The organism is Phenylobacterium sp., from assembly GCF_030681155.1.
Classification (GTDB): Bacteria; Pseudomonadota; Alphaproteobacteria; order Caulobacterales; family Caulobacteraceae; genus Phenylobacterium.
The window spans coordinates 155,759-179,321 of the sequence record NZ_JAUXXE010000030.1 but is presented as its reverse complement, the minus strand read 5'-3'; the positions used below and the strand labels follow the sequence as shown (position 1 = coordinate 179,321).

Below are 23,563 nucleotides of genomic sequence, written 5' to 3'. Positions count from 1 at the left end.
GCGCCGGACGGGAATTATTAACGCTCCGCTGCGACGCAACGTCCGTTTCACCATAAAGGTGTAGCGGCAGGCCTTACGCCTATGCGAGATAGCGAAAAATTAAGTTGCCGCATCGTCAGCAAGGATTTTTCAGTGAACGAGAACTCCGAAGATCAAGGACCCGACCCCATCGACGTGGCCGTCGGCCATCGCATCCGCGTTCGTCGCAAGTGGCTCGGCATTTCCCAATCGACCCTGGCCGACCACCTGGGAGTGAGCTTCCAGCAGGTCCAGAAATACGAGCGCGGCGCTAACCGCGTCTCCGCCTCCATGCTGGTGAAGATCGCCCAGAAGCTCGACACCTCTGTCGGCGAGCTGGTTGGTGAAACCGCCGCACCGCTCGGCGATGAGAGCCTGTTCGAGAAACTGGCCGTACCGGGCGCCGTTCAACTGCTGGAGGCTTTCGCCAGCGTTCAGCAACCGGCGATGCGCACCGCTATCCTGAACCTGACCCGTTCACTCATCGAAGAATCCTCCGACGAGCGCACGCTCGGCATTCGCCGCGCGCGCTAACTGTTGCGCCTCGCCGCAAAGGCGAGGTGATGCAGAACGATCCCGGCGGTCACCGCCACGTTCAGTGAGTCGAAGCCGTCCGCCATCGGAATGCGGACGGTCTTCGCCCTGGCCAATAGATCTGCAGCCAGGCCAGGCCCTTCGGCTCCCAGCACCACCGCAGCGCGCGGCGCTCGGGTCGCCTCTGCCAGAGTCTCCTGCCCTCTAGGGCTGAGCGCGACGGCCTCGAAGCCATGACCTTCCAACAACTCCAGCAGATCAGTCCTGGGCGCCATCCGCGCGAACGGTGTGATCAGGGCCGCCCCGACCGAGACCCGGATCGACTTGCGATAGAGCGGGTCGCAACAGTCGGAATCTAGAATCACGGCGTCGGCGCCGAACGCCGCGGCGTTGCGAAACAGCCCGCCCATGTTGTCGTGGTTGGCGATGCCTGAGAGCACCAGAACCAGCGCATCTTCAGGCAGACTCGCCAGCAGTTCCGCCGGCTCCGGCTCAGCGACCCGGCGCCCGACCGCGAGGATCCCGCGATGAATTGGAAATCCGACCACGGCATCCATCACATCCTGCCCCGCCGCATAGACCGGCACGTCGTCTGGCAGGGTCTCAAGGATTTCGGACAGCCCTGCGATCCGCTTCTCGGCGAGCAGCAACGACACAGGCTTGTGCAGGCGCGAGCGCGCCAACACCCGCAGGACCACCTCGCCCTCAGCGATGAACAGCCCCTGTCGCCCCACCAAATCGCGCTCCCGCACATCGCGATAGGGCGCGATGCGCGGGTCGGCGGGATCGTCTATCCGAACGACTACCAGATCTTCACCCGCTGGTCGGGAGCCAGATAGAGGCCCTGTCCCGCTTTCACATCGAACGCTGGATACCAAGGATCCTGGTTGCGGACGGTCTGGGCGCGATACTCGCCCGGAGAATGGACGCCCGACAGCACATTGCGGCGCAGGGAGGCTTCACGGAACTTGGACCGATAGTTCTGCGCCCAGCCCAGATAGAACCGCTGGTCGGCGGTGAAACCGTCGATCACCGGGGCGGCCTGCCCCTTCAACGACAGGTGATAGGCGTCGTAGGCGCTGGCCAGACCCGCCAGGTCGGCGATGTTCTCGCCCAGAACCTGGTTGCCGTTGAGATGCAGGCCGGGCAGCGGTTCATAGGCGCTATACTGAGCCGCGAGCGCCTGGCTGCGTGCCTTGAACTGGGCCATGTCCGCAGGCGTCCACCAGTTCTTGAGGTTGCCCTTGGCGTCGAACAACGCGCCGGTGTCGTCAAAGCCGTGGACGACTTCGTGGCCGATGACTCCGCCAATGGCGCCATAGTTCACCGCGGCGTCGGCGTTCGGATCAAAGAAGGTCGGTTCCAGGATCGCCGCCGGGAACACGATCATGTTCTGCATCGGCAGGTTCAGGGCGTTGACCGTCTGCGGCGTCATCCACCATTCGTCACGGTCCACAGGGCCAGCCAGCTTGGCCACGTTGCGGCGGTACTCAAAGGCCTCGCCCCGCTCCCAGTTTCCATAGGCGTCGCCGCGGACGATCTCCAGGCCCGAATAATCCCGCCACTTGTCAGGGTAGCCGACGCCGACGCGGAAGTTGGCGAGCTTCTCCTTGGCCTTGGCTTTGGTCTCGGGGCTCATCCAGTCCAGGCGGTCAATACGCGCGTCGAAAGCGACTAGTATGTTCTTCACCATCTCCTGCATCTGCGCCTTGGCTTCCGGCGTGAAGTGGCGCTCGACATAGAGTTTGCCGACCGCCTCGCCGAGGGCCTCGCTGGTGTTGTCGACACCGCGTTTCCAGCGGTCGCGCTGCTGCGGCGTTCCGGCCAGGGCCGTGCTGTTGAAGGCGAAATGCTCGTCGACCAGCGCTTTCGAGAGGTAGGGCGCGCCGCGCTCGATGGCGTGGAAGGCCAGGTAGTCTTTCCAGGTTGCGATCGGCTGGGATCCGACCAGCCCGGCGATGTCGCTGATGGCCGACGGCTGCCACGGGCCGAAGCTAGGCTGCTGCGCCATGCCAGCGGCCTGCAGGAACGCGGTCCAATCGATGCCCGGCGCCTTCTTGGCGAGGTCGCCCCGGGTCCAGACCGTATTGGCCTTGGCCATGTCTCCGGTGGCGCCCACCGTCCAGTGAGCGCGGGCGATGGCGGTTTCCAGCGCCAGAACGCGGGCGGCGCGCGCTTGGACGTCATCATAGCCGGCCAGGGTCAGCATCTTGGCGATGTGCGCCTGGTACTTCTCGCGCAACTCTTGGAACCGGGGGCTGGCGTCCAGGTAGTATTCGCGGTCCGGCATGCCCAGTCCGCCCTGCATCAGATAGGGCCGGTACTTGCTGGTGTCGTTCATGTCCTCGGCCACCCACAGGCCAAGGAGACGATCGGTCGTGTAGTCGGTGGCGTTCAGGGCGTCGACGTCGGCCCTCAGGCTTGCGCCGAGCTCGCGCGAAAGGTCGGCGCGGGAATTGATCGCCTTGATGCGATCAAGTTCAGGCTGCAACGGCTTCAGGCCGGCGGCCTCGATCGCCGCCTCGTCCATGAAGCTCGCATAGTAGTCCCCGATCTTGCGGGCGTCGGAGCCAGCGGGCGCTCCGGCCTTGGCCGAGTCCTCGATGATGGCCCGAGTACGTTCGGCGGCCACGTCGGCGAGCACGCCGAAGGTCGCGTAGCTGCCTCGGTCGGCCGGGATTTCCGTCGTCTTCATCCAGCCGTCATTCGCGTAGCCGTAGAAGTCGTCGCCAGGGGCGATGGCGCGGTCCATGCCTGCGGTATCGAAGCCAAAGGTTCCGTACTTCGGCTTCGGTTTGGCCGCATCGGCCACGGCGGCGGCTTGCGCCTTGGGCGGTGTCGCGGCCGTGGCGGGGGCCGACAGGAGAACGGGCGCGCACGCGCCCAGCAGCAGGGACTTCCAGGTCGTCATCAATGGCTCCATGCGCGGCGCGACGCGCGCGCCGTCTGCGTTTGGAGACTTTCTTACACCGCCGACGCGCACCCGCGCGCTGCGGCGCATTAAACTTCCGTCATGGTCGTCGGCGAAAGCTCAGCCCGCTAGGGGCGAAGCGCCACGGTCGAGTTGCGAACGATCAGTTCGGGCACGATCTCCCGCGGCGTCGGCGGCCTGTCGTGCAGCCCGTCGGACGTCAGCAACTCGCCGGCGATACGTCCCATCTGACGAAGCGGCAGCCGGACCGACGTCATGGTCGGCCAGAGCCGCGAGGCTATCGGTGCGTCGTCGAAACCGACGATGGATATGTCAGCGCCCACCACGAGACCAAGCTCCCGCGCCGCCAGATACGCGCCGGCCGCCATCTCGTCGTTCAGGCAGAAGATCGCGGTTGGGCGAGGCTCAAGCGCCAAGAGCTCGCGCGCCGCTGCGACCCCGGACTCGTAGGCATATGCGCCGCGCCGCACGAGGTTCGGATCGAGGGCTAGGCCATGTTCAGCCAGGCCTTCCTCGAACCCCCTCATCCGCACGCTGGATGAACGCCGCCCCTCCTGGCCAGAGATCAGGGCGATACGGCTGTGCCCAAGGCCCGCCAGATGGTGAGCCGCCTGGGCCGCGCCCTTGCCGTCGTGACTGACCACCATGCGGTCAGGCTGGTCGAGAGGGGTGGAGGATATTCGCACATAGCGACGGTCCAGCGCCTTCAGCAGACTGACCAGGCGCTCCTCCTCCGACACCGGCGAGGGCAGCACCACCCCGAACAGCTTCTGGCGCTCGATGAAGGCGCGCATATCTTCCAGCAGCGTCGGGCTGGTCCGGTCGACCCGGCGCACGACCAGCTCGAAACCCGTCCCGGCCATGGCTTCCAGCAACCCCTGCTGATGGTCGATGGTGTGTTGGGCGTTTGGGTTGTCGTAGATCAGCCCAACCAGGAACGAGCGGCGGAACGCCAGCCCCCGCGCCTGCGGATCGGGCACGTAGCCGGTTTCCTGGATGATCGCCTGGACCGCCCTGCGGGTGTCTTCCTTGACGAACTGGCTCTCGTTGATGACCCGCGAAACCGTCTTCTTGGAGACGCCCGCCAGGCGCGCGATGTCATTGATCGTCGGGCGGCCCGACGGCCCCTCCTTCGCAACCCTCTCACGCGCAGTCACGATTTCGGCTTCCCGCTGAACTCAAGCCAAGTTCATAGCGTGCGCCTGATCGCGGCGCCAAGCGGCCTAAGCCGCGCGAGCCCGCCTTAGACGGCCGAGTATCGCCTGGGCGGTCTCTGCGGCCTGGGTTCGAATGTCGGGCGCCGAGGTGATTTCCCAGAACGCCCCGCGCGTCAGCGGCCCCACCGCATAGAGGCCCGGTTCCGGCGCGCCGCCCGTCCCGATAAGCCGCGAGGTCCGGTCGACTTCGGCCCCAAGCCGGCAAGGGTCCGGGCGGATATGTCCGCGCGCCATGAGCTGTTTCAGCAGCGGCTCGCGAGCCCGGTCCAGATCGCCCAAGAGGCCGGCGCAGTTGACGACGGCGTCCACGGTTAGGCGCCGGGTGATCGTTCCGCCGCGCGGCCGCCAAGTCACTTCGATATTCTCGCGGTTCGGGGCGAGGCTGACAATCTGACCGGCCCTCACCACCAGTTCCCGCGACCGCATCAACAGGCCGACCCGCCGCGCGACGCTGGGCGCCAAGCGGTGGCGATGCACGTCCCACCAGGGACGCAGGTGGCGCAGAAACGACTGGCGCTGCGCCTGGCTCCAACCTTCCCAAATCCCTCGAACGTGCGGTCGCAAAGCGTCGATAGTCTCGCGCCACTGGCCATCGCCCGAGGCTTGACGCACCGCCGCCAGGACCTCTCGAGGCGACCCAGTGGCCTGGAGTTCCGGAGTATTGGCCGCGACAGGAGCGTGAGCGCGTGGGATCAGGCCGCGGCGCGATATCGCCCAGAACCGCCGTCCTGGCCGCCATAGCGTGACCGCCGCATCGATCATCGTCAGACCGGTTCCGGTGAGCAGTACGTCATCGGCCCCTTCGTCCAGCGAAGCGGCCGGGTCCCATGGGTCACCGACATATCGCGCGGATCCCAGCAGGGCGTCCGTCGCCGCCGCCGGCGGCGCGGGACGCAGCACACCGAGCGCCAGCACCACCGCCTGGGCCTCGATCTCGCGGCCGAGCGCCAGCCTAGCCCGCCATCCCTCGCCGGCGCGCTTGACGTCCACCGCCTCGTCTTGTTCGAGCAGCAGCCGTCCTGCGGCGGTGTTCTCCAGCGCCTCGCGAAGCAGGTCCTGGAGGTAGTCGCCATAGACGCCCCGCGTGACGAAGCCGCCGTGCGAACTCCAGCCTTCATGAGTCGCCAGCCAGCGGGTGAAGTGCTCGGGATCGTCCGGATAGGCGCTCATATTGGCCACCCGGACATTCAGCAGATGGTCGGGGTTTCCGGTGGAATAGGCCGCGCCCCGCCCGAACGCCCTGGCCCGCTCGACCAGCCGGACCGTGGGCCCCTGCGGATCGGCCACCAGGTGCAGAGCCGTGAGCAGTCCCGAGAACCCCGCCCCAATCACCACAACTGTCGGCCGCTGGCTCATGGCTCGCACTCCCTGGATCCGTGAATTTAATTCCTATCATTTTTGTGGGATTTTAAACGAGAGAAAAACTTCACCTGAACGCAGATCAGTTGGAGACGCCGAAGAGAAGGCGCGCTAAACTTGACGCCAGCGTCATCTTTGGCTGGAGACCGGGAGCGCTATAGGACCGGAGGAGATTACTTATGAGCGACGGCAATATCGACCTGACCCAAGATGCCCGCACCCGGGCATACGCCTTGCCGTTGGATCAGCTGAATCCTGGCGATCCGGCTCTGTTCCGCACCGACGCCCACTGGCCAGTGCTTGAGCGCCTACGTAAGGAAGATCCGGTCCACTACACCGCCGAGAGCGAGTACGGCCCCTACTGGTCCATCACCAAGTACAACGACATCATGGCGGTCGATACGAACCACCAAGTGTTCTCCTCGGAAGGCGGCATCACCATCGCCTCGCAGGACGGCGACGAGGGCCCGCTGCCCATGTTCATCGCCATGGACCCGCCCAAGCACGACGTTCAGCGCAAGACGGTGAGCCCTGCTGTCTCGCCGATGAACCTCCAGATCCTCGAGCCGCTGATCCGCGAGCGCTCGGCCAAGATCCTCGACAGCCTGCCGATCGGCGAGGAGTTCGACTGGGTCGACAAGGTTTCCATGGAACTGACGGCCATGACCCTGGCCACCCTGTTCGACATGCCGCAGGAAGACCGCCGCAAGCTGACCTACTGGTCGGACGTGGTCACCGCCGTTCCCGGCAAGAGCCCGCTGGTCGACACCATCGAGCAGAAGATGCAAATCTTCGTCGAGTACCACGCCTACTTCACTGAGCTGTGGAACCAGCGCGTCAACGCCCCTCCCGGCGGCGACCTGATCTCCATGCTGGCCCATGGCCCTGAGACCCGGGACATGTCGCCCCGCGAGTATTTTGGGAACATCGTGCTGCTGACGGTCGGCGGCAACGACACCACCCGCAACACCATCACCGGCTCGATCCTGGCGCTGAACCAGAACCCCGACCAATACAAGAAGCTGCGCGAGAACCCCTCGCTGATCCCGTCGATGGTTTCCGAAACCATCCGCTGGCAGACGCCGCTGGCCCACATGCGCCGCATCGCCACCCAGGACTACGAACTGGGCGGCAAGACCATCAAGAAGGGCGACAAGGTCGTCATGTGGTACGTCTCGGGCAACCGCGACGACGAGGTCATCGAGCGTCCGAACGACTACATCATCGACCGCGAACGTCCCCGTAACCACATGTCCTTCGGCTTCGGCATCCACCGCTGCGTCGGCAACCGTCTGGCCGAGCTGCAACTGCGGGTGATCTGGGAAGAGATCCTCAAGCGCTTCCCCGATATCAAGGTGGTGAGCGAGCCGGTCCGGACCTATTCGAGCTTCGTGAAGGGCTATGAGTCGCTGAAGGTCATCATCCCCGCGCGGGCCTAGATCTTTCCTGCGAGACCAGACTTGGCGGCGGCGCGAGCTATCTCGCGCCGCCGCTTTCGTTTCGGCTCGTCACGACCCGGTCCGCGTTCGTCGATGACCAGGTGACGTCGGCCCGTTGCCCGCCATAAGCTCGCGGGCATGAAGCAGCTCCCCTTCGATCCCACCGACATCGGCGCCGTCGTCGATGCGATGTACGCGATGATTTCCGGCCCCAAGGGGCCGCGCGACTGGGCGCTCCAAGGCGAGATATTCCACGCCGAGGCCCGCCAGATGCGCACCGGGCTGGGCGAGGATAGCCGCCCGTGGATCAAGATCATGGCTCCAGACGACTACAGCGCCGATGTCGCGCCGTTCTTCGAGGCCAACGATTTCTACGAGGTCGAGATCGGCCGCCGCGTCGACGAGTTCGGCAACATGGCGCAGGTCTGGAGCGCCTATGAGGCCAGGAGTGCGCTGGGCGACGCCAAGCCGGAACGCCGAGGGATCAATTCCATCCAACTCTACCGCGAGGCCGACGGCCGCTGGCGCATCATGTCGATGATCTGGGACAATGAACGGCCTGGACTTGCCCTGCCGTCATTCGGCTAGACTCCTCCAAACATCAGGGAGGCGACCGACGTGACCACCCCGCCGTTCGATATCGAGGCTCACGTCCAGCGTCTGACGCAGGACGGCTATACGATTATCGAAGACTTCGCCGACGCCGCCGCCCTGCATCAGGCTCGCGAGGCCCTGGCGCCACATCTGGGCAGTCATCACGGCCGCAACAGCTTCGAAGGGTTCGCCACGGAGCGCGTCTACACCCTGGTCGCGCGCGGGCAGGTGTTCGAACGTCTGACCGAGGAACCCCGGCTGCTGGCCCTGCTCGATCGTTTCCTCCAGCCTGGCTACCTGCTCAGCGCCAGCCAGGCGATCTGCATCTATCCCGGCGAAGCGGCCCAGGGCGTCCACTACGACGACGGCTTCTATCGCCAGCCCCGCCCACGTCCCGCCATCAGCCTGTCGGTGATCGGCGCCATCGACGCCTTCACCGACACCAACGGCGCCACCGATATCCTGCCCGGCAGTCACACTTGGAGCGATGAGAAGATCGCGACCATCGACCCGCATGAAGCGATCGCCATGATGCGCCCCGTCACGATGCCCGCCGGCGGCGCGATCGTGTTCCAGGGAACCCTCCTCCATCGCGGAGGCGCCAACCGCAGCCAGGCGCCGCGCCTGGCCTTCACCAATCAGTATTGCGAGCCCTGGGGGCGCACGCAGGAGAACTTCTATCTGGGCGTCCCGCGCGAGAGGGCCGCGGCGATGTCGCCGCGACTGCAAGACCTGCTGGGCTACAACATCTGGCCACCGTTCATGGGCCAGGTCACCGGCTCGCACCCGCTGAAGAGCCTGGAAGACGGCTGGATCGCGCCGGTCGATCGCTAGCCCAGGTTCCGCCGGTAGAGCGCGACCAGCCGCTCCCAATGCCTCTCGGCCGAGGGTTTGTCGTAGGCGGCCCGCTGCGGGAAGGCGAAGCCATGTTGGGCGGCCGGGTAAAGTTCGACCTCGGCCCGAACGTCGTCAGCTTTCAAAGCGACGTCCAACGCCTGCACCACTTCCAGCGGCGCCCAGCGATCGATCTCGGCGCAAGCGAAGTAGAGCTCGCCCCCCGCCTTTGACGCGACGATATGAGGGCTGTCGCCCTTGTCGGTGACCAGGAAGGTCCCATAGATCGAGGCCGCCGCGCCAATCCGCTGCGGGTGACGCGCCGCGGCGTTGATCGCGAACTGCCCGCTCATGCAGTAGCCGACGCAGCCCGCCTTGCCCTTCGAGGCGGCGGGGTCCTTGTCGGCATAGGCCAGCAGCGCGTCGGTATCGTCCATCACCAGCGGGATGGTCAGAGAGTTCATCAGCTCGAACACCCGCTTATGCTCGGGATCGGCCCGGTCTTCGGCGGACATCTCCAGCACGCCGGCCCGGTAGTAGAGGTTCGGCAACATGACGTAATAGCCGCAACTCGCCAGCCTGCGCGCCATGTCGCGCAGTTCCTCCCGGATCGCTGGGGCGTCCATGTAGAAGAGGATCAGCGGATGCGGGCCACCCCGCTCGGGATGGACGATGAAGGTCGTCGTCGCCCCGTCCCGCGTCGGGACCTCGACAGTCTGTTCGATCATCTATCCCTCTTAGTTCTTCGGCGGGTTGTTGCGCAGGCGGGTAAGTTCCTTCTCGACCATCTGCTCGCGCTGGTCGCCGGCATGGGCGTAGACCGAGAAGCCGTGCGCCAGCAGCCCTATCCCCCAGCCCGCCATCGGCCAGACGAACCACAGGTAGCCGGGAGCGGTCGCCAGGTTGATCGCCACCAAGCCCGCATTGACGATCGCATAGACCATCAGGTGGCTCCGAAATCCCAGCTTGGCGTCCGCCCTGCGCTCGGCGATCCTGCGAAGCCTCAGTTCTTCGTCTTCAGCCATCACGTCGTCTCCCGACCAGATGTGCGATCTCACCTCAATTTGAGGCGGATCGCTAGCCTCGCGGCATGACCGTGCAGGCGCGCGCCAGCGACACGCGCGTCAGTTCCCGTCGGCGCAGGAAGACCTGCATGGCATCGGACGTCGGATCGCGGGAAACCTGCCACTCGCCAAGATCGCGGTAGCGGGTCATCAACAGCAGCCTCCGCGCCCCGTCCGTGCGGTCGGCCTCGCTCTCGGCGGCAAGGAACAGGCCATAGATCTTGGTTTCGAACCGGCGCTCGAAATCAGGCCAGGCTTCTCCCGAAAGACGGACGAACTCATCGACGGCGCCACCGTCGATGGTGAACCAGTTGTGGACATAGATCCCGCCGGTCTCGGGCGCCGCATCCTGCGTCGGACGCAGGGTCGGGGTCAGGCGATCGACGCTGTGGGCGGGTAGCTCCAGCTTGGCCCCAGCCCGCGCCAGGACCAGCGCCTCATTGGAGGCGAAGCCCAGCAGCGGCGCGAACACCGCCACCGCTTCGGGCGCGGTGTGCAGCCGGTCGGCGAGCGCCTTCTGGGCCGTGCGTTCACGGCCCAGTCGGAGTTGAAAGTAATCGTATTCCAAAGCTTTAGCTCTAGAAATTGACGCGCGAGGAGATCGCGCCGTCAACCAGCATGTTGATGCCGGTCGTGAACGCCGAACGCGGACTGGCGAGGAAGACGGTCGCGGCCGCCACCTCTTCCGGCGTTGCCATCCGCCCCGTCGGGTTGCGCTTGATCATCTGCTCAAAGAACTGCGGCATGCCAGCCTTCACATTGCCCCAGACGCCGCCCTCGAAGAACACCGTGCCCGGCGAGATGACGTTGCAACGGACATGCTTGGGGGCATTCTCGCGAGCCACGCCCTTGGCGTAGTGGATCAGGGCCGCCTTCATCGTCCCGTAGGACGAGGGATTGTCGGCCTGGGCGGCCGAGACCGACGAGGTGATCAGAAAGGCTGCGTCGCCATTAGCCTCGCCCGCCTTCAGCAGGAACGGCTTGGCCGCCTCGAAGGTCCGGACCGCGCCCATGACGTCGATGTCGAACATCGCCTGCCATTCCTCCTCGCCATTGCCTTGGACCAGGGCGCTCGCGTTGGAGACCATGATGTCGATACCGCCAAGGGTCTCGCCGGCCTGTTGGACGAAGGCCTTTAGGGCCTGACCGTCAGCGATGTCCACGACTTGGCCCCAGGCGTTCACGCCCTTCGCCTTCAGCGCCTCGACGGCGGCGGCCACCTGCTCGGCGTTGCGCGCGCAGATGGCGACATCGGCGCCCTCGTCGGCCAGCAGGTCGGCGATGGCGCGGCCGATACCGCGCGATCCACCGGTGACGACCGCCTTCTTGCCCCTGAGACCCAAGTCCATTTGCAACTCCCTGATTTTCTCGTTGCGGTGTTCTAGCGCGACCTTCCGCCGCTGCGCCACAGAAGCCGAGACTTGACATCGAACGCCCGGCCCATGACCTGTGAGCAGATGCTCACCCCGGCCCTTTCAACCAAGGACAAGTTGCTGCGCGCGGCCCTTGAGATCGTCGCCCGCGACGGCTTCGAAGCCGCCACGACCGCGGCCATCGCCAGCGCGGCCGGCGTCGCCGAAGGCACACTCTATCGTCACTTCCCCTCGAAGGACGACCTGCTGATCGAGGTCTATCGCGGCATCAAGCAAAGCGTGTTCGAGGCCATCAGCGACGGCGAGCACGGCGACGAGGCCCCGGATGCGCGGGCCAAGCGGGTCTGGCGCAAGCTCTACGACACCTATCGCGCAGACTCCGACGCCTTCATGTTCGGGCAGCGCTTCGCCGAATCCTCGCTTTCCAAACGTGAAGGCGGCGCGGCGCACGAGGCGATCGCCGGCGCTGTCGCGCGGTTGCGGGCGGCGGGAATCGAGCGCGGCCTGTTCAAGAAGCTGCCCGGCGACCTGCTGGCCAACCTCTTCTTCGCTCCGGTCGGCTACATGTTGAAAAGCGAGCTTAAGGGCCGTTGCTGGACTGAGGCCGAACTGGACGCCGCCGCCGAGGCTGTGCTGGACTCCTGGCGGGCCTGACGTTTCCCGACGCCGTATGTCGGCCGGCGGGATCCTCGTTCGTCCTCTGATCGCCACCCGCGACAAGGAGTCCGCCATGGGAACCACGACAAGCAGCGGCTACGTCACAAGCGACGGCCTGGACATCTACTACGAGATCCATGGCGGCCCGCCCGATGGCGCGCGCGCTCCATTCGTGCTGCTGCCGGGCGGGGCGATGACCATCGAGACGGCGTTTGCGGACGACCTGCTGCCATTGCTGTCGCGCCAACGGCCGGTGATCGCCATGGAGATGCAGGGCCACGGCCACACGGGCGACCGCAATGGCGCCATCACCCTGGACCAGATGGCGCGAGACGCTTCGGCGGTCCTGACCCACCTTCAAGTCGCCCGCGCCCACTTCATCGGCCACAGCCTGGGCGCGCTCGTGTCGTTCGGCGTAGCAATCAGCCATCCTGAGCAGGTGGCCAGCATCACCGCCGTCGGGGCGACCTACACCTTCGACGACATGTTGCCCGAACTGGTGAAGCTGCAACGCGACCCCACCCACGAACCTTCCGCGGCCCTCATCCCCCTACTGCCTACCGCCGATGACTTCGCCGCCTGGACCGACAGCTTCCGCCGCAGCGCGCCGGACCCTGACGCCTTCGAGGACATCCTGGGCAAGCTCAACGTCATGCTGGCGCAATGGCCGGGCTGGCCAGAAGCGAAGATCGCGGCGCTGAGCGCGCCGGTCCTACTGGCGATCGGCGACAACGACTTCGTGCGGATCGACCGCGCCGCTGAGGCCGCTCGACTGATCCCCGACGCTCAGCTCGCCGTATTGCCGGGCACGACGCATATGAGCATCACCCGGCGCGGCGCCTGGCTTTTTCCGTTGATCGAGGCGCGGATCGCGGGCGGCTAGATCGTCTTCGCAAGAACGATGAAGGCCAGGTCGTCGCGCATCGGCTCGCCGAACCGCTGGTCGTCATAGGGAAAGGGCCGTGTCTCGCCGGTAGACGCATAGCCGCGGCGTTCGTACCAGGCGATCAGGGTGTCGCGGATCTGCACCACCGTCATGATGATCCGCCGGGCGCCAAGCGCGCGCGCATGCGCCTCCGCCGTCTCCAGTATGGTCCGGCCCAGTTTGCGATCCTGCAGGTCGGGACGCACGGTCAGCATACCCAGATACCAGGCTCCGTCAGTCGCCGGCTCCAGCCATGCGCAGGCGAGCAGCGGCCCGCCGGCTTCGTCGCGAAGGGTCAGCAAGACAGATTCGGGCTTGGTGGCGAGGTCATGTCCCAGCGCCTGGGCGTCCGTGCGCTGGCCACCCAGATAGTCGGCCTCGGTCGTCCAGCCCTGCCGCGAACTGTCGCCGCGATAGGCCGAGTTCACCAGGGCGGCGATGGCGGGCAGATCGGACGCGGTGGCAGGAGAGATGTGCATCGCTCCGTAAATCCACACGCCGCGCGCGGACGCCAGCCGAAAATCACGTCCGGAACAAACGCCTTCCCCTTGACGCTCCTCAAGGTGGGAGCTAATTATCGCTTGTGAGTGAGCGCTCACATCCCCCACAATCTGAATCTGCGGAGACCTCCATGATCCGTCGGGAAATCGGCCGAACCGGCCGTGAAGTGAACGCCATCGGCCTGGGCTGCATGGGTATGTCGATCGCCTATGGCGAGGCGATGGACCAAGGCGAGGCCGTCAAACTTCTGCACGCCGCCCTGGATCGCGGCGTCGATCATTTCGACACCGCCGAACTCTACGGCTTCGGCGCCAACGAAGAGCTGCTGGGCGCAGCCTTTCATGACCGCCGCGATAAGGCGTTCATTGCGACCAAGTTCGGACCGGTCGGCGACCTGAAAGAACGCACCGTGCGCGGTGTGGACGGTTCGGAGGCAAATATGCGCCGTGCCATCGAACAGTCGCTGCGACTGCTGAAGACCGACCATGTCGATCTCTACTATCTGCACCGCAAGGACCCGGGTCGCCCTATCGAGGAAACCGTCGAGGCGATGGCCAAGCTGGTCAAGGAAGGCAAGATCGGCGCGATCGGACTCTCCGAAGTCAACGCCGACAGCCTGCGCCGCGCCCAGGCCGTCCATCCCATCGCGGCCGTGCAGTGGGAGTACTCGATCTTCACGCGCGACATCGAGCGCGAGGTGCTGCCCCTGTGCGTGGAAACCGGTGTGAGCGTCGTGGCCTATTCCCCGCTGGGACGCGGCATGCTGACGGGCGCCTTCACCCACGATCACAGGCCCGAGGGCCAGGACTATCGCGCTGTCGTCTCGCCCCGCTTCAAGGGCGAGGCCTATGAGGCCAACATCAATCTAGTCGCGGAGATCGAGCGGGTGGCCAAAGCCAAAGGCGCTCAGCCTGCCCAGATCGCCCTGGCCTGGGTGCTCGCGACAAAGCCCAACGTGGTCACCATTCCTGGCACCACAAAGCTGGCCAACCTGGAAACCAACCTCAAGGCGGCCGACATCCAACTCACCGCCGAAGAGACCGCCAGCCTCAACTCGCTGGCGCAGAAGGTCCAGGGCGAGCGGTACGACGAACGCGGCATGACGCTCGTCGACGCCTAGGGAACCCGGCCGCCGCCGTTCCGTTTGCGTTCCCTGGCGGAACGGCGGCAGCCTTCATCGATGGACGCGACTCACATCCTTGTCGTCAACGCGGCCGTGATCGCGGTTTGCTTCGCGGTGCTGTGGCTGATTTCGATCCGGCTCAAGGACGTGAGTTTCGTCGACAGCTGGTGGGCCGTCGGGATGGTGGTCGCCGCCTGGACCACCTACCTCGTCACCGGCGGCCATGGGCCGCACGCCATGGCGCTGCTGGCAATCTGCACGATCTGGGGCCTGCGGCTAGGGATCCATCTCTTCTGGCGTTGGCGCAAAAGCGGCCCCGATCCCCGTTACGTCGCGATGTTGGGCAAGGCCCAGTCGGAACGAGGCTGGAGCTTCGGCAAGGCCTCGCTGATGATCGTCTTCGCGATGCAAGCGCCGCTGATGTTCGTCGTCTGCCTGCCCGTCCAACTCGGCCAATACGCCGTGACCACCGCGCTTGGGCCGATGGCTTGGCTCGGTGTCGCTCTCGCCGTGATGGGCGTCGGATTTGAAAGCATCGGCGACCTGCAACTTTCCCGCTTCAAGGCTGATCCGGCCAATCAGGGAGCGGTGCTGGACACTGGGCTCTGGCGCTACACCCGCCATCCCAACTATTTCGGCGACGCCTGCGTCTGGTGGGGCCTCTATCTGATCGCCGCCGAGACGGGCTGGGTCGGCGCGGCCTCGATCCTGGGACCAATCACGATCACTTTCCTGCTCACCAAGCTAAGCGGCGTGCCGATGCTGGAGGACCGCATGCGCCGCAGGCGGCCGGGGTATGAAGCCTATATCCGTCGGACATCGAGCTTCATTCCCCTGCCGCCGCGCGCGCCCTAGGGCACGGTCTCTGGTTCCAGGCCCGGCGTCGGGGGTGGAGGCGGTGGCTGATGACGCCCGACCGTTGGCAACAGCGCCGCCAGCAGGCCGATGGCCGGCAGGAACGCGCAAACCCGGTAGACTGTCTCGATATCCGTAGCGTCGGCCAGTGCGCCCAGCACGGCCGCCCCTATCCCGGCCATGCCGAATGAGAACCCGAAGAACAGCCCCGAGATCATCCCAACCCGACCAGGGGCCAACTCCTGGGCGTAGACCACGATCGCTGGGAAGGCCGAGGCGAGGATAAGGCCGATCACCACCGTCAACGGCAGGGTCCAAAACTCGTTTGCGAAGGGCAGCAGCAGGCTGAACGGCAGCACGCCAAGGATCGAGAACCAGATCACGTACTTGCGCCCGAACCGGTCACCCAGCGGCCCGCCCGCCACCGTGCCGACCGCCACCGCGCCGAGGAACGCGAACAGGTGGTACTGAGCGACCTGAACCGAGGCCCCGAACCGGTCGATCATGTAGAAAGTCAGGTAGTTCGTCAGGCTGGCCAGATAGACGTACTTAGAGAAGATCAGCGCCAGCAGGATCGCGATGCCGAACATCGCCTGACGGGTCGGAACCGGCGCTTCTGTTTCACCACGCTTGGCGGCCGCTTGCAGGCGGACCAGGCCATGGGTGCGATACCAGTTGGCCACGTTCCACAAGATGCCGCCCGACAGCAGGGCCAGCAGGGCGAAGAAGGCCAGGCTGGATTGGCCCCACCGGACCACGACCACCGCCGCAGCCAGCGGCCCGAGCGCCGAACCGGCGTTGCCGCCGACTTGGAACAGCGACTGCGCCAGGCCGAACCGGCCGCCCGAGGCCATGCGGGCCACGCGCGATGACTCCGGGTGGAACACCGATGAGCCCATGCCCAGCAGGCAGGCCCCGACCAGCAGCATCGGATAGGAGTGAGCCACCGACAGCACCACCAGACCGGCCAGCGAGAACAGCGTCCCCGCCGGCAGCGCCATCGGCGTCGGGCGCTTGTCGGCATAGAGGCCCACCAGCGGCTGAAGGATCGAGGCGGTAAGCTGATAGGCGAGCGTGACCACGCCGATCTGCCCGAAGGTCAGCCCGAACTCGAGCTTAAGGTTCGGATAGATGGCGGGAAGCAGCGACTGCATCATGTCGTTGAGCAGGTGGCAGAAGCTGATCGCGAGGATTACGCCGAACGCGGTCCCGGCTGCCGGTTGCACCGCTGGTTTCACTGAAATGGTCTGCTCGCTCATCGGAGGCTCCAACTTGATGAGGCTCGCTTAGGCGCTTCGCGGGTCGCCCGCATTCCTTTATGGGTCTTTCAGTTTCGCGAGTGGGACAATGACGACCTGGATCGACTCGAACGACTATCAGGACATCCCAAGGCCGGTCGTCGCCATCGGGAACGACTATCCGCCGTCGCATGAGTTGGAGTGGCATTCGCACCGACGCGGCCAACTTCTCTACGCCGCCAAGGGGGTCGTCGCGCTGTCGACCCAGCACGGCGCATGGGTGGCCCCGCCTGAACGCGCCGTCTGGACCCCGGCCGGCGTGCTGCATTCGGTGAAGATGGTCGGCGCGGTCAGCACCCGCAGCGTGCTGATCGACGCCGGGACCTGCGCCACGCTCGGCGATCAGAGCCGGGTGATTGGCGTCTCGCCGCTGCTGCGTAGCCTGCTTGTCGAGGCCTGCGAGATCGAGCGAGAGTACGATCTGGAGGGACGCGACGGCCTGGTCATGTCGCTGCTGATCGCCGAGCTGGAGCGAGCCCCGGTGATCCCGCTAGCCGTCCCCTTCCCCATGACGCCGGCGCTCGTCGCCAAGTGCCATGCGTTCCTGGAGCAGCCGAGCCCACATGACACCATCGACGGCTGGAGCGACGCCCTGGGCATGGGCCGGCGCGCCTTTACGCGTCTGTTCCGGCGCGAGACTGGCATGAGCTTCGCCGAATGGCGCCAACAGGCGTGTGTGTTGGTCGCCCTGCCGCGGCTGGCGGCCGGAGACCAAGTCACCGCCATCGCCCTAGACCTCGGCTACGAGAGCCCCGCGGCCTTCGCCACCATGTTCAAGCGTCTGCTCGGCGTCGCGCCAAGCCGCTATCAGCCTTAGCCCCTACCCAAACGTCCCGGCAAACCGCTCGCGCAGCAGGTTCTTCTGCACCTTGCCCATGGCGTTGCGCGGCAACTCGTCCACGAAGAACACCCGCTTCGGGGCCTTGAAGGCCGCCAACCTAGTCCGCGCCTGGGCGATCAGGTCGCTCTCTTCGCCTTGGCCGATGACCACCGCCACCACCGCCTCGCCAAAGTCAGGATGCGGCACGCCGATCACCGCGCTCTCGCTGACGCCCGCCAGTTCGTCGAAGATCAGCTCGATTTCCTTGGGATAGACATTGAAGCCCCCGGAAATGATCAGGTCCTTGGCCCGGCCGGAGATCCACACCCGGCCATCGGGGTCCTGACGGCCGACATCGCCGGTGATGAAGTAGCCGTCGGCGGTGAATTCCTCGGCGGTCTTCTCCGGCATCCGCCAATAGGCGGCGAATACGCTGGGTCCCTTGATCTCGATAGTCCCGGTCTCGCCGCCGGCGATGCGCAGGTCCACGCCCGGCAACGGGTAGCCAACGCTGCCGGCGATGCGCTCGCCGTCCAGCGGGTTGGAGGTGATTATCACCGCCTCGCTCATGCCGTAGCGCTCCAGGATCCGCTTGCCCGTCCGCGCCTCGAACTCGGCGAAGGTCGACTCCAGCAGCGGCGCGGAGCCGGAAATGAACAACCGCATGTGGCTGGCCCGGCCCTGGGTAAAGCCCGGATTGGCTAGCAGCCGAGTGTAGAAGGTCGGGACTCCCATCATCACCGTGGCCTTGGCGAGCCCGTCCAGCACCTGGCCGTCGTCGAACTTGGGCAGCCAGACCATCGGCGCGCCCGACAGGAACGCGCAGTGCAGCCCCACGAACAGCCCATGGACGTGGAAGATCGGCAGGGCGTGCAACAGGATATCGTCAGCGGTGAAGCCCCAGATCTGATGCAGGGCCTGGGCGTTGGCGGCAAGATTGCCGTGGCTGAGCATCGCCCCTTTGGATCGCCCGGTCGTGCCCGAGGTGTAGATGATCGAGGCCAGGTCATCGTCGTCCATGACCAGGGTGTCGGCCAACGGCGGGCGGGTCCGGGCGTCGGCGACCAGCGCCTCGGCGTCCTCGACGAACAGCACCGGCTCGGCATCGTCGATGAAGTACTCGACCTCGGCCTCGGTGTAGGCGGTGTTCAGCGGCAGGAAGACCGCGCCTACCTTCAAGGTCGCCAGATAGACCGCGACCGCCGCGACGCTCTTTTCCGACTGCAACGCCACCCGGTCGCCGGGCTCGACCTCGTACTCGATCAGCAGGCTGGCGGTGCGGGCGACGTCGTCTTCAAGCTGGCCGTAGGAGATCGCGGTCCCATCGGCGAGCAAGAAGGCCGGCTTGGAGCGATCGGCGGGAAAGCGCGAGGCGAGCAGGTCGTAGAGGTTCATCGGGTCTCAGAGCGGAAGGGCCGTGGTGAACTTGATCTGCTCCATCGCAAAAGCGGAGGACACATCGTTCAGCGGAGCCGTGGCGATCAGGCGTTTGTAGAAGCGGTCGTAGGCCGAGATATCGGAAACCACCACCTTCAACAGGTAATCGGCCTCACCCGCCAGCCGATAGAACTCCACCACCTCCGGCAAGGCCGCCGCGCCCCTGGCGAAGTCGGCGATCCACGCCTCGTCGTGGCGGCTGGTGCGAACCGAGACGAACACCACCAAGCCAAGGTCCAGTTTGTCACGGTCAAGCAGCGCGACCTTGCGCTCGATCACCCCCTCGTCCGTCAGACGCTTGACCCGTTTCCAACAAGGCGTCTGCGACAGCCCCACCCGTTCCGCGAGTTCGGCGACGGGAATAGTGGCATCGGCCTGTAGCTCGCGCAGGATTCGCCGATCCGTCGGATCCAGGAGAACATTCGTCATTCTGATCGCCACACATGGAGAATAATGTTCTCTATGTTGAAGCAAACCGAACGAGATCGACAACGTCTTTCTCGCTCACCCAAGGCACTCTCCAACCAAGCGACCTACAGGAGAGGCTCATGCTCGACGCGTTCAACCGGCACCCGACCGCCATCGGCGAAAGCTACGCTCAGCATCTGGCCCAAGCTGCGGCCTTCGGCGTGACGATGATCATCGCCGGCCTTGCCTGCCTGATCCACGCGATCTTCCCATTCTGGTTCGAGAAGACCGCCAGCGATTGCATCAAGCGCCTGCACGCCAAGATGAGCGCCCGGCTGCGCGTTGAGGCTTCAGCGGCCCAGGCCTCGAGCCCAGTCCAGGCCTAGAGCCTGGCTTGACCCCAACGACCTCAACCTTCGATCACAGCTTCCAGCGCCGCACGCGCGGCGCGCGCCTGAGCCCATAGGTCCGGCGACAGCAGGTCGTCTGGCGCGATGCGTTCGGGCCAATGGGCCTCCACGACCTGTGACAGGGCCGCCAAGCGTTCCGGCGTCAGCAGAAAGCGCGGGTTGATGCCTGCCCGAGCCAGGCCATCGACCGGCACTCGCAAGCGCAGACAGGCTGGGCCGCCGCCATTACGCATGCTCTCGCGCACATCAACCACGACGGCGTGCCTGATCGGGTTGTCTGCGGCCAGGACCGCCTCCACGGCGCTCCACGCTGCGGCGTTCTCCCGTGCGTCCGACGGCAAGATCAGCGCCATATCTCCGCCCGGCAGGGTCACGAGTTGGGAGTTGAAGAGATATGAGGACACCGCATCGGCCAGGTTGACCCCGAAGGTTTCGACGACATGCAGATTGGGCAGCCGCTCGCGCATGGCGCTGTAGAGCCGCGCTGGATCGGCGAAAGCCTCGGGATGGGCGAGCAGCACATTGGCGTTGGCGACCGCCACCACATCGTTGTGGAAAGCACCCGCCTGGACCGCAGCATCGTTCTGCAGAGCGTAGAGCGTGCGCTCTGCGTCCAACCCCGCCAGCCGCGCCACTGCCTGGCTCGCCCGGCGGCTCTGGCGCTCGGGATAGTTCCCGCCGCGCAGCTCTCCGTGGGCGAAAACGTTCAGGCCCGGCGCGCCATGACTAGGCGCCAGCCGCATATGGTTGGCTGCGCCCTCGTCGCCAAAGTGCCGCGCCGACGGCAAGGCTTCATGGATGCAGAACCGGTCAGCATCGGGAAACACCCGGCGCAGCAACCGGTAGGTCTCCTCGGCCTCAAAGCTTCGATGCAGCATGCCGGCGAGATTCGCCGTCACCAGATGCACGCGGCCGTCGGTCGTGTCGGGCGCGGCCAGGACGTTCGCGGCGTTGGCTCGCCACATACTGGAGGCCGAGCACGCCGCCCGGAACAGGCTCAGGTCCTCGGCGGCCGCGGCGGCCAGCACCTCATCGTCGCTTCCCTTGAAGCCGAACGGACGCAGGGCGGCGGCGGCCGGTCGCAGGGGCGGAGGCAGAAAGCCTTGAACAAGGCCCAGCTCCATCACCCTTCGCATCTTAGCCAGCCCCTGGCGGGCGGCGGCGCGTGGAAAGGAGACTTCGCCGAAGTTCGACTGCGAGGCGACATTGCCGACCGACAGGCCTGCATAGTTATGGGTCGGTCCCGGCAGGCCGTCGAAATTGATCTCGATAGCGCTCACGCAGCCAGGCCCGTAGCGACACGGAAGTTGACGCTGTCGGCCTCCAGACTCGCGACGGGATAGGCGCAATAGTCGGCTGCATAGTAGGCGCTTGGCCGGTGATTGCCCGACAGGCCCGGGCCACCGAACGGCGCGGTGGCGGCCGCCCCCGTCGTCGGCCGGTTCCAGTTAACAATCCCGGCTCGGACCTCGGTCCAGAAGCGACGATAGAGCGTCTCGTCGTCCGAGAGCAGGCCGGCGGCCAGACCAAACCGCGTGGCGTTGGCGGCGTTAATCGCCGCCTCCCAGTCGGGCGCGCGGATGACCTGGAGCAATGGACCGAAGTTCTCCTGATCTGGAACCTCGACACCCGTAACGTCGATCACGCCCGGCGTGAGATAGGGGCGGTCCGGCGCCATGGGCTTCAACTCGCGAATGGCGCGGCCACCCAACCGCCCCTGCGCGCGGAGCAATCCGCACGCGCTGGCCATGTCGATCACCGGCCCCATAAAAGGTTGCGGGTCGTCGAAGGGCGCGCTGACTTTAATCTTGTCGATGAGAGCGGCGAGCGCCTCGATGATGCGTTCGCCCTCAGCGCCCTGCGCAACGATCAGGCGCCTGGCGCAGGAGCACCTTTGGCCTGCCGAGACGTAGGCCGACTGCACGATCAGGTGGGCGGCGCTCTGGACGTCGGTCACATCCCAGGCGATCAGCGGATTGTTGCCGCCCAGCTCCAGAGCCACGATCTTCTGCGGCTGATCGGCCAACGCCATGTGGATCGCCCGTCCCGCGCCCACGCCGCCGGTGAAGAACACGCCGTCCGTTTCGGGGTGCGGGACCAAGGCCTGGGCGATCTCGGCGCCGCCGATCACCACCTGCAGAACCTCGGCCGGAACGCCGGCCTCACGCCACAACTCGGCCAGATAGAGACCGCTGGCCGGAGTCTTTTCGCTCGGCTTGAAGACCACTGCATTTCCAGCCAGCAGCGCCGGGGTGATGTGGCCGTTGGGCAGATGCATGGGAAAATTGAACGGCCCGATCACCGCCACCACACCATGCGGACGGTGAGCCAACCGGGCGCGGGCTCCGGCCGCCTCCCCCACCCGCTCGCCGGCCCGCTCAGCCTGGGCGCGGATAGAGACCTCCACCTTGCCGGCCACCGTATCGGCCTCGGTCAGCGTCTCCCAATAGGGCTTGCCCGTTTCCTGGCTGATCAGTCGGGCGATGACCTCGCGCCGCGCCTTGGCGAGGTCGGCGAAGGCTCGTCCGATGCGGTGGCGGTCCTCCAGCGACATCCCCGACCACATGCGAAACCCCTGCCGAGCCCGCGCCATGACCGCGTCAAGTTCGGAGGGCGAAGTCGTAGGCCCGCGCCACACCACCTCGTCAGTGCAAGGATCGGTCGAGACGATCTCAGAATTCGACATGACGGACGCGATCTCCGATCTGCAGGTTCAAGGTCTGGGCGAGCTCGGGGCTGACGCGCAGCTCGCCGTCTCGCCCCTGGACGTAGCCCCGGGTGGCGCGGAACGCCTCGGCTTCACCCACGCTGATCAGCACCTCGGGACTTTCGTCGCACGCGCCAATCTCGGTCACTGTCGAGACGCCGCTGTCGCGCACGGCCTTCAGGCTGTCGATGTCGGCCACCATGGTCGGGCCGGCGTCGAAGATGTCGATGCATCCCTCGAACTTGAACCCCTCCTGCGTCAGCAGGGCGTGGGCGCGAGCGCCGTCTGGATGGAACTGTCCCACCGCGAGCGCGGCGTCCGTGGGCAGCAGGTTCAGGTAAATCGGGTACTTCGGCCCAAGGTCGGCGATGACCTGCTTGCCCGCGCCGACGCTGATCCGGTCGGCCTCCTTGAATTCCAGGCCATAGAACTTGCGGCCGACCGCCTCCCAGAACGGAGAACGCCCATCGATGTCCTGATAGCCGCGCAGTTCGGACACCACGCGATCTCCGAACCATTCGCGGTGCTGCGCCATGAAGAGATAGCGACTGCGCGCCATCAGACGCCCGCCGGCGATGCCGCGCAGGCCTGGGCGCACGAACAGGCCGCCGACCTCGGCCGACCCGTCATAGTCGTTCACCGGCGTCAGGATGGTGTTCTCCACCACCTTGCCCAGCGCCTGGGAGGTTTGGCGCAGCCGCCCGATCCGGTAGGAGTAAAACGGCCAGTCGCCGCCGACACTGGGGAAAATGCAGCCGGTTCCGACCACCTCGCCGGCGGCCTCCATCACCAGCAGGATCTGGCTGCCGGCCTTGCGCTCGCCGGCCAGGGCCGCAACGCTGGCGGCCAACAGAGCGCCCAGACGCTCGCGACAGGGGGGCAGATTGGTCATGCCCAGTCCAGCGCTCAGCGCCAGAGCGTGCAACGCCTCCAGATCTTGAAATCCAGCCGGTCGGACGACGACGCCGATGGCGATCATGACATCCTCCGCAGAATGATCGAAGCCTTGGAGGCTTAGTGTGATAGGGATTTGACCAAACAGGCGGCGGAAGATAGCA

General features: G+C 65.9%; 25 protein-coding genes. 10 read left to right on the top strand and 15 right to left on the bottom strand.

Annotated features, from left to right (window positions below):
* The first annotated feature begins 81 nt into the window (after positions 1 to 81).
* Positions 82 to 552: a helix-turn-helix domain-containing protein gene (locus Q8M13_RS07220; RefSeq protein WP_305299102.1), complete on the top strand. Its 471-nt coding sequence runs from the start codon at positions 82 to 84 to the stop codon at positions 550 to 552.
* On the opposite strand, the gene Q8M13_RS07215 is transcribed toward Q8M13_RS07220, so the two are convergent.
* From Q8M13_RS07215 to Q8M13_RS07200, 4 genes are all read right to left on the bottom strand, one after another.
* A complete protein-coding gene (locus tag Q8M13_RS07215) occupies positions 549 to 1,361 on the bottom strand; it encodes an RNA methyltransferase (RefSeq protein ID WP_305299218.1) in 813 nt (270 codons plus the stop codon). The two genes, Q8M13_RS07220 and Q8M13_RS07215, sit on opposite strands and share 4 nt — an antisense overlap.
* Complete coding sequence (locus tag Q8M13_RS07210; RefSeq protein ID WP_305299101.1) at positions 1,355 to 3,463, bottom strand: M13 family metallopeptidase; 2,109 nt, start codon at positions 3,461 to 3,463, stop codon at positions 1,355 to 1,357. The genes Q8M13_RS07215 and Q8M13_RS07210 overlap by 7 nt, the downstream gene beginning before the upstream one ends.
* A gap of 128 nt (positions 3,464 to 3,591) precedes the next feature.
* On the bottom strand, positions 3,592 to 4,641 hold the full coding sequence (locus Q8M13_RS07205) for a LacI family DNA-binding transcriptional regulator (protein WP_305299100.1): 1,050 nt from the start codon (positions 4,639 to 4,641) through the stop codon (positions 3,592 to 3,594).
* A gap of 66 nt (positions 4,642 to 4,707) precedes the next feature.
* The gene (locus tag Q8M13_RS07200) at positions 4,708 to 6,057 is read right to left on the bottom strand and encodes an FAD/NAD(P)-binding protein (protein WP_305299099.1); all 1,350 of its coding nucleotides are present in this window, start codon (positions 6,055 to 6,057) and stop codon (positions 4,708 to 4,710) included.
* A 182-nt stretch (positions 6,058 to 6,239) separates the two neighbouring features.
* Between Q8M13_RS07200 and Q8M13_RS07195 the strand changes: the two genes are divergently transcribed.
* From Q8M13_RS07195 to Q8M13_RS07185, 3 genes are all read left to right on the top strand, one after another.
* Complete coding sequence (locus tag Q8M13_RS07195) at positions 6,240 to 7,499, top strand: cytochrome P450 (protein ID WP_305299098.1); 1,260 nt, start codon at positions 6,240 to 6,242, stop codon at positions 7,497 to 7,499.
* Between the two features lie 138 nt (positions 7,500 to 7,637).
* Positions 7,638 to 8,087 carry a hypothetical protein gene (locus tag Q8M13_RS07190; RefSeq protein ID WP_305299097.1) on the top strand — a complete coding sequence of 150 codons (450 nt, stop codon included), beginning with the start codon at positions 7,638 to 7,640 and terminating at the stop codon, positions 8,085 to 8,087.
* Between the two features lie 30 nt (positions 8,088 to 8,117).
* Positions 8,118 to 8,927, top strand: a complete 810-nt coding sequence (locus Q8M13_RS07185) for a phytanoyl-CoA dioxygenase family protein (protein ID WP_305299096.1) — start codon at positions 8,118 to 8,120, stop codon at positions 8,925 to 8,927.
* Here Q8M13_RS07185 and Q8M13_RS07180 read toward each other — a convergent pair.
* The 4 genes from Q8M13_RS07180 to Q8M13_RS07165 are packed head-to-tail and all read right to left on the bottom strand — an operon-like array spanning position 8,924 to position 11,340.
* Positions 8,924 to 9,655: a dienelactone hydrolase family protein gene (locus Q8M13_RS07180; protein WP_305299095.1), complete on the bottom strand. Its 732-nt coding sequence runs from the start codon at positions 9,653 to 9,655 to the stop codon at positions 8,924 to 8,926. The genes Q8M13_RS07185 and Q8M13_RS07180 overlap by 4 nt on opposite strands.
* Before the next feature lie 9 nt (positions 9,656 to 9,664).
* Complete coding sequence (locus Q8M13_RS07175) at positions 9,665 to 9,952, bottom strand: 2TM domain-containing protein (RefSeq protein ID WP_305299094.1); 288 nt, start codon at positions 9,950 to 9,952, stop codon at positions 9,665 to 9,667.
* 52 nt (positions 9,953 to 10,004) lie between these two features.
* A complete protein-coding gene (locus Q8M13_RS07170; RefSeq protein ID WP_305299093.1) occupies positions 10,005 to 10,559 on the bottom strand; it encodes a hypothetical protein in 555 nt (184 codons plus the stop codon).
* 10 nt (positions 10,560 to 10,569) lie between these two features.
* Positions 10,570 to 11,340, bottom strand: coding sequence for an SDR family NAD(P)-dependent oxidoreductase (locus Q8M13_RS07165; protein ID WP_305299092.1), 771 nt, complete (start codon positions 11,338 to 11,340; stop codon positions 10,570 to 10,572).
* A 72-nt stretch (positions 11,341 to 11,412) separates the two neighbouring features.
* Here Q8M13_RS07165 and Q8M13_RS07160 point away from each other — a divergent pair, with 72 nt between their 5' ends.
* Positions 11,413 to 12,018 (top strand): TetR/AcrR family transcriptional regulator, encoded by a 606-nt coding sequence (locus Q8M13_RS07160; RefSeq protein ID WP_305299091.1) that lies wholly within the window; start codon positions 11,413 to 11,415, stop codon positions 12,016 to 12,018.
* A 76-nt stretch (positions 12,019 to 12,094) separates the two neighbouring features.
* Positions 12,095 to 12,904 (top strand): alpha/beta fold hydrolase, encoded by an 810-nt coding sequence (locus tag Q8M13_RS07155; RefSeq protein ID WP_305299090.1) that lies wholly within the window; start codon positions 12,095 to 12,097, stop codon positions 12,902 to 12,904.
* On the opposite strand, the gene Q8M13_RS07150 is transcribed toward Q8M13_RS07155, so the two are convergent.
* Entirely contained in the window at positions 12,901 to 13,425 is a 525-nt protein-coding gene (locus Q8M13_RS07150) for a GNAT family N-acetyltransferase (protein WP_305299089.1), read from the bottom strand. The genes Q8M13_RS07155 and Q8M13_RS07150 overlap by 4 nt on opposite strands.
* A 152-nt stretch (positions 13,426 to 13,577) precedes the next feature.
* Between Q8M13_RS07150 and Q8M13_RS07145 the strand changes: the two genes are divergently transcribed.
* Positions 13,578 to 14,567, top strand: a complete 990-nt coding sequence (locus Q8M13_RS07145) for an aldo/keto reductase (RefSeq protein ID WP_305299088.1) — start codon at positions 13,578 to 13,580, stop codon at positions 14,565 to 14,567.
* A 60-nt stretch (positions 14,568 to 14,627) separates the two neighbouring features.
* Positions 14,628 to 15,425: a DUF1295 domain-containing protein gene (locus Q8M13_RS07140; protein WP_305299087.1), complete on the top strand. Its 798-nt coding sequence runs from the start codon at positions 14,628 to 14,630 to the stop codon at positions 15,423 to 15,425.
* Here the strand turns inward: Q8M13_RS07140 and Q8M13_RS07135 are convergent.
* Positions 15,422 to 16,684 carry an MFS transporter gene (locus Q8M13_RS07135; RefSeq protein ID WP_305299086.1) on the bottom strand — a complete coding sequence of 421 codons (1,263 nt, stop codon included), beginning with the start codon at positions 16,682 to 16,684 and terminating at the stop codon, positions 15,422 to 15,424. The genes Q8M13_RS07140 and Q8M13_RS07135 overlap by 4 nt on opposite strands.
* Before the next feature lie 88 nt (positions 16,685 to 16,772).
* Between Q8M13_RS07135 and Q8M13_RS07130 the strand changes: the two genes are divergently transcribed.
* Entirely contained in the window at positions 16,773 to 17,540 is a 768-nt protein-coding gene (locus Q8M13_RS07130; RefSeq protein WP_305299085.1) for a helix-turn-helix domain-containing protein, read from the top strand.
* A 3-nt stretch (positions 17,541 to 17,543) separates the two neighbouring features.
* Here the strand turns inward: Q8M13_RS07130 and Q8M13_RS07125 are convergent, their stop codons facing one another.
* Entirely contained in the window at positions 17,544 to 18,938 is a 1,395-nt protein-coding gene (locus Q8M13_RS07125; protein WP_305299084.1) for an AMP-binding protein, read from the bottom strand.
* Positions 18,939 to 18,944: 6 nt separating this feature from the next.
* On the bottom strand, positions 18,945 to 19,409 hold the full coding sequence (locus tag Q8M13_RS07120) for an Lrp/AsnC family transcriptional regulator (RefSeq protein WP_305299083.1): 465 nt from the start codon (positions 19,407 to 19,409) through the stop codon (positions 18,945 to 18,947).
* A 119-nt stretch (positions 19,410 to 19,528) separates the two neighbouring features.
* Here Q8M13_RS07120 and Q8M13_RS07115 point away from each other — a divergent pair, with 119 nt between their 5' ends.
* A complete protein-coding gene (locus Q8M13_RS07115; protein ID WP_305299082.1) occupies positions 19,529 to 19,774 on the top strand; it encodes a DUF6356 family protein in 246 nt (81 codons plus the stop codon).
* 23 nt (positions 19,775 to 19,797) lie between these two features.
* On the opposite strand, the gene Q8M13_RS07110 is transcribed toward Q8M13_RS07115, so the two are convergent.
* The 3 genes from Q8M13_RS07110 to Q8M13_RS07100 are packed head-to-tail and all read right to left on the bottom strand — an operon-like array spanning position 19,798 to position 23,484.
* Positions 19,798 to 21,078: an N-succinylarginine dihydrolase gene (locus tag Q8M13_RS07110; protein WP_305299081.1), complete on the bottom strand. Its 1,281-nt coding sequence runs from the start codon at positions 21,076 to 21,078 to the stop codon at positions 19,798 to 19,800.
* Positions 21,075 to 22,484 carry a succinylglutamate-semialdehyde dehydrogenase gene (gene astD / locus Q8M13_RS07105; protein ID WP_305299080.1) on the bottom strand — a complete coding sequence of 470 codons (1,410 nt, stop codon included), beginning with the start codon at positions 22,482 to 22,484 and terminating at the stop codon, positions 21,075 to 21,077. Before astD ends, Q8M13_RS07110 begins: the two co-directional genes overlap by 4 nt.
* Positions 22,471 to 23,484: an arginine N-succinyltransferase gene (locus tag Q8M13_RS07100; protein ID WP_305299079.1), complete on the bottom strand. Its 1,014-nt coding sequence runs from the start codon at positions 23,482 to 23,484 to the stop codon at positions 22,471 to 22,473. The genes astD and Q8M13_RS07100 overlap by 14 nt, the downstream gene beginning before the upstream one ends.
* Positions 23,485 to 23,563 lie beyond the last annotated feature (79 nt).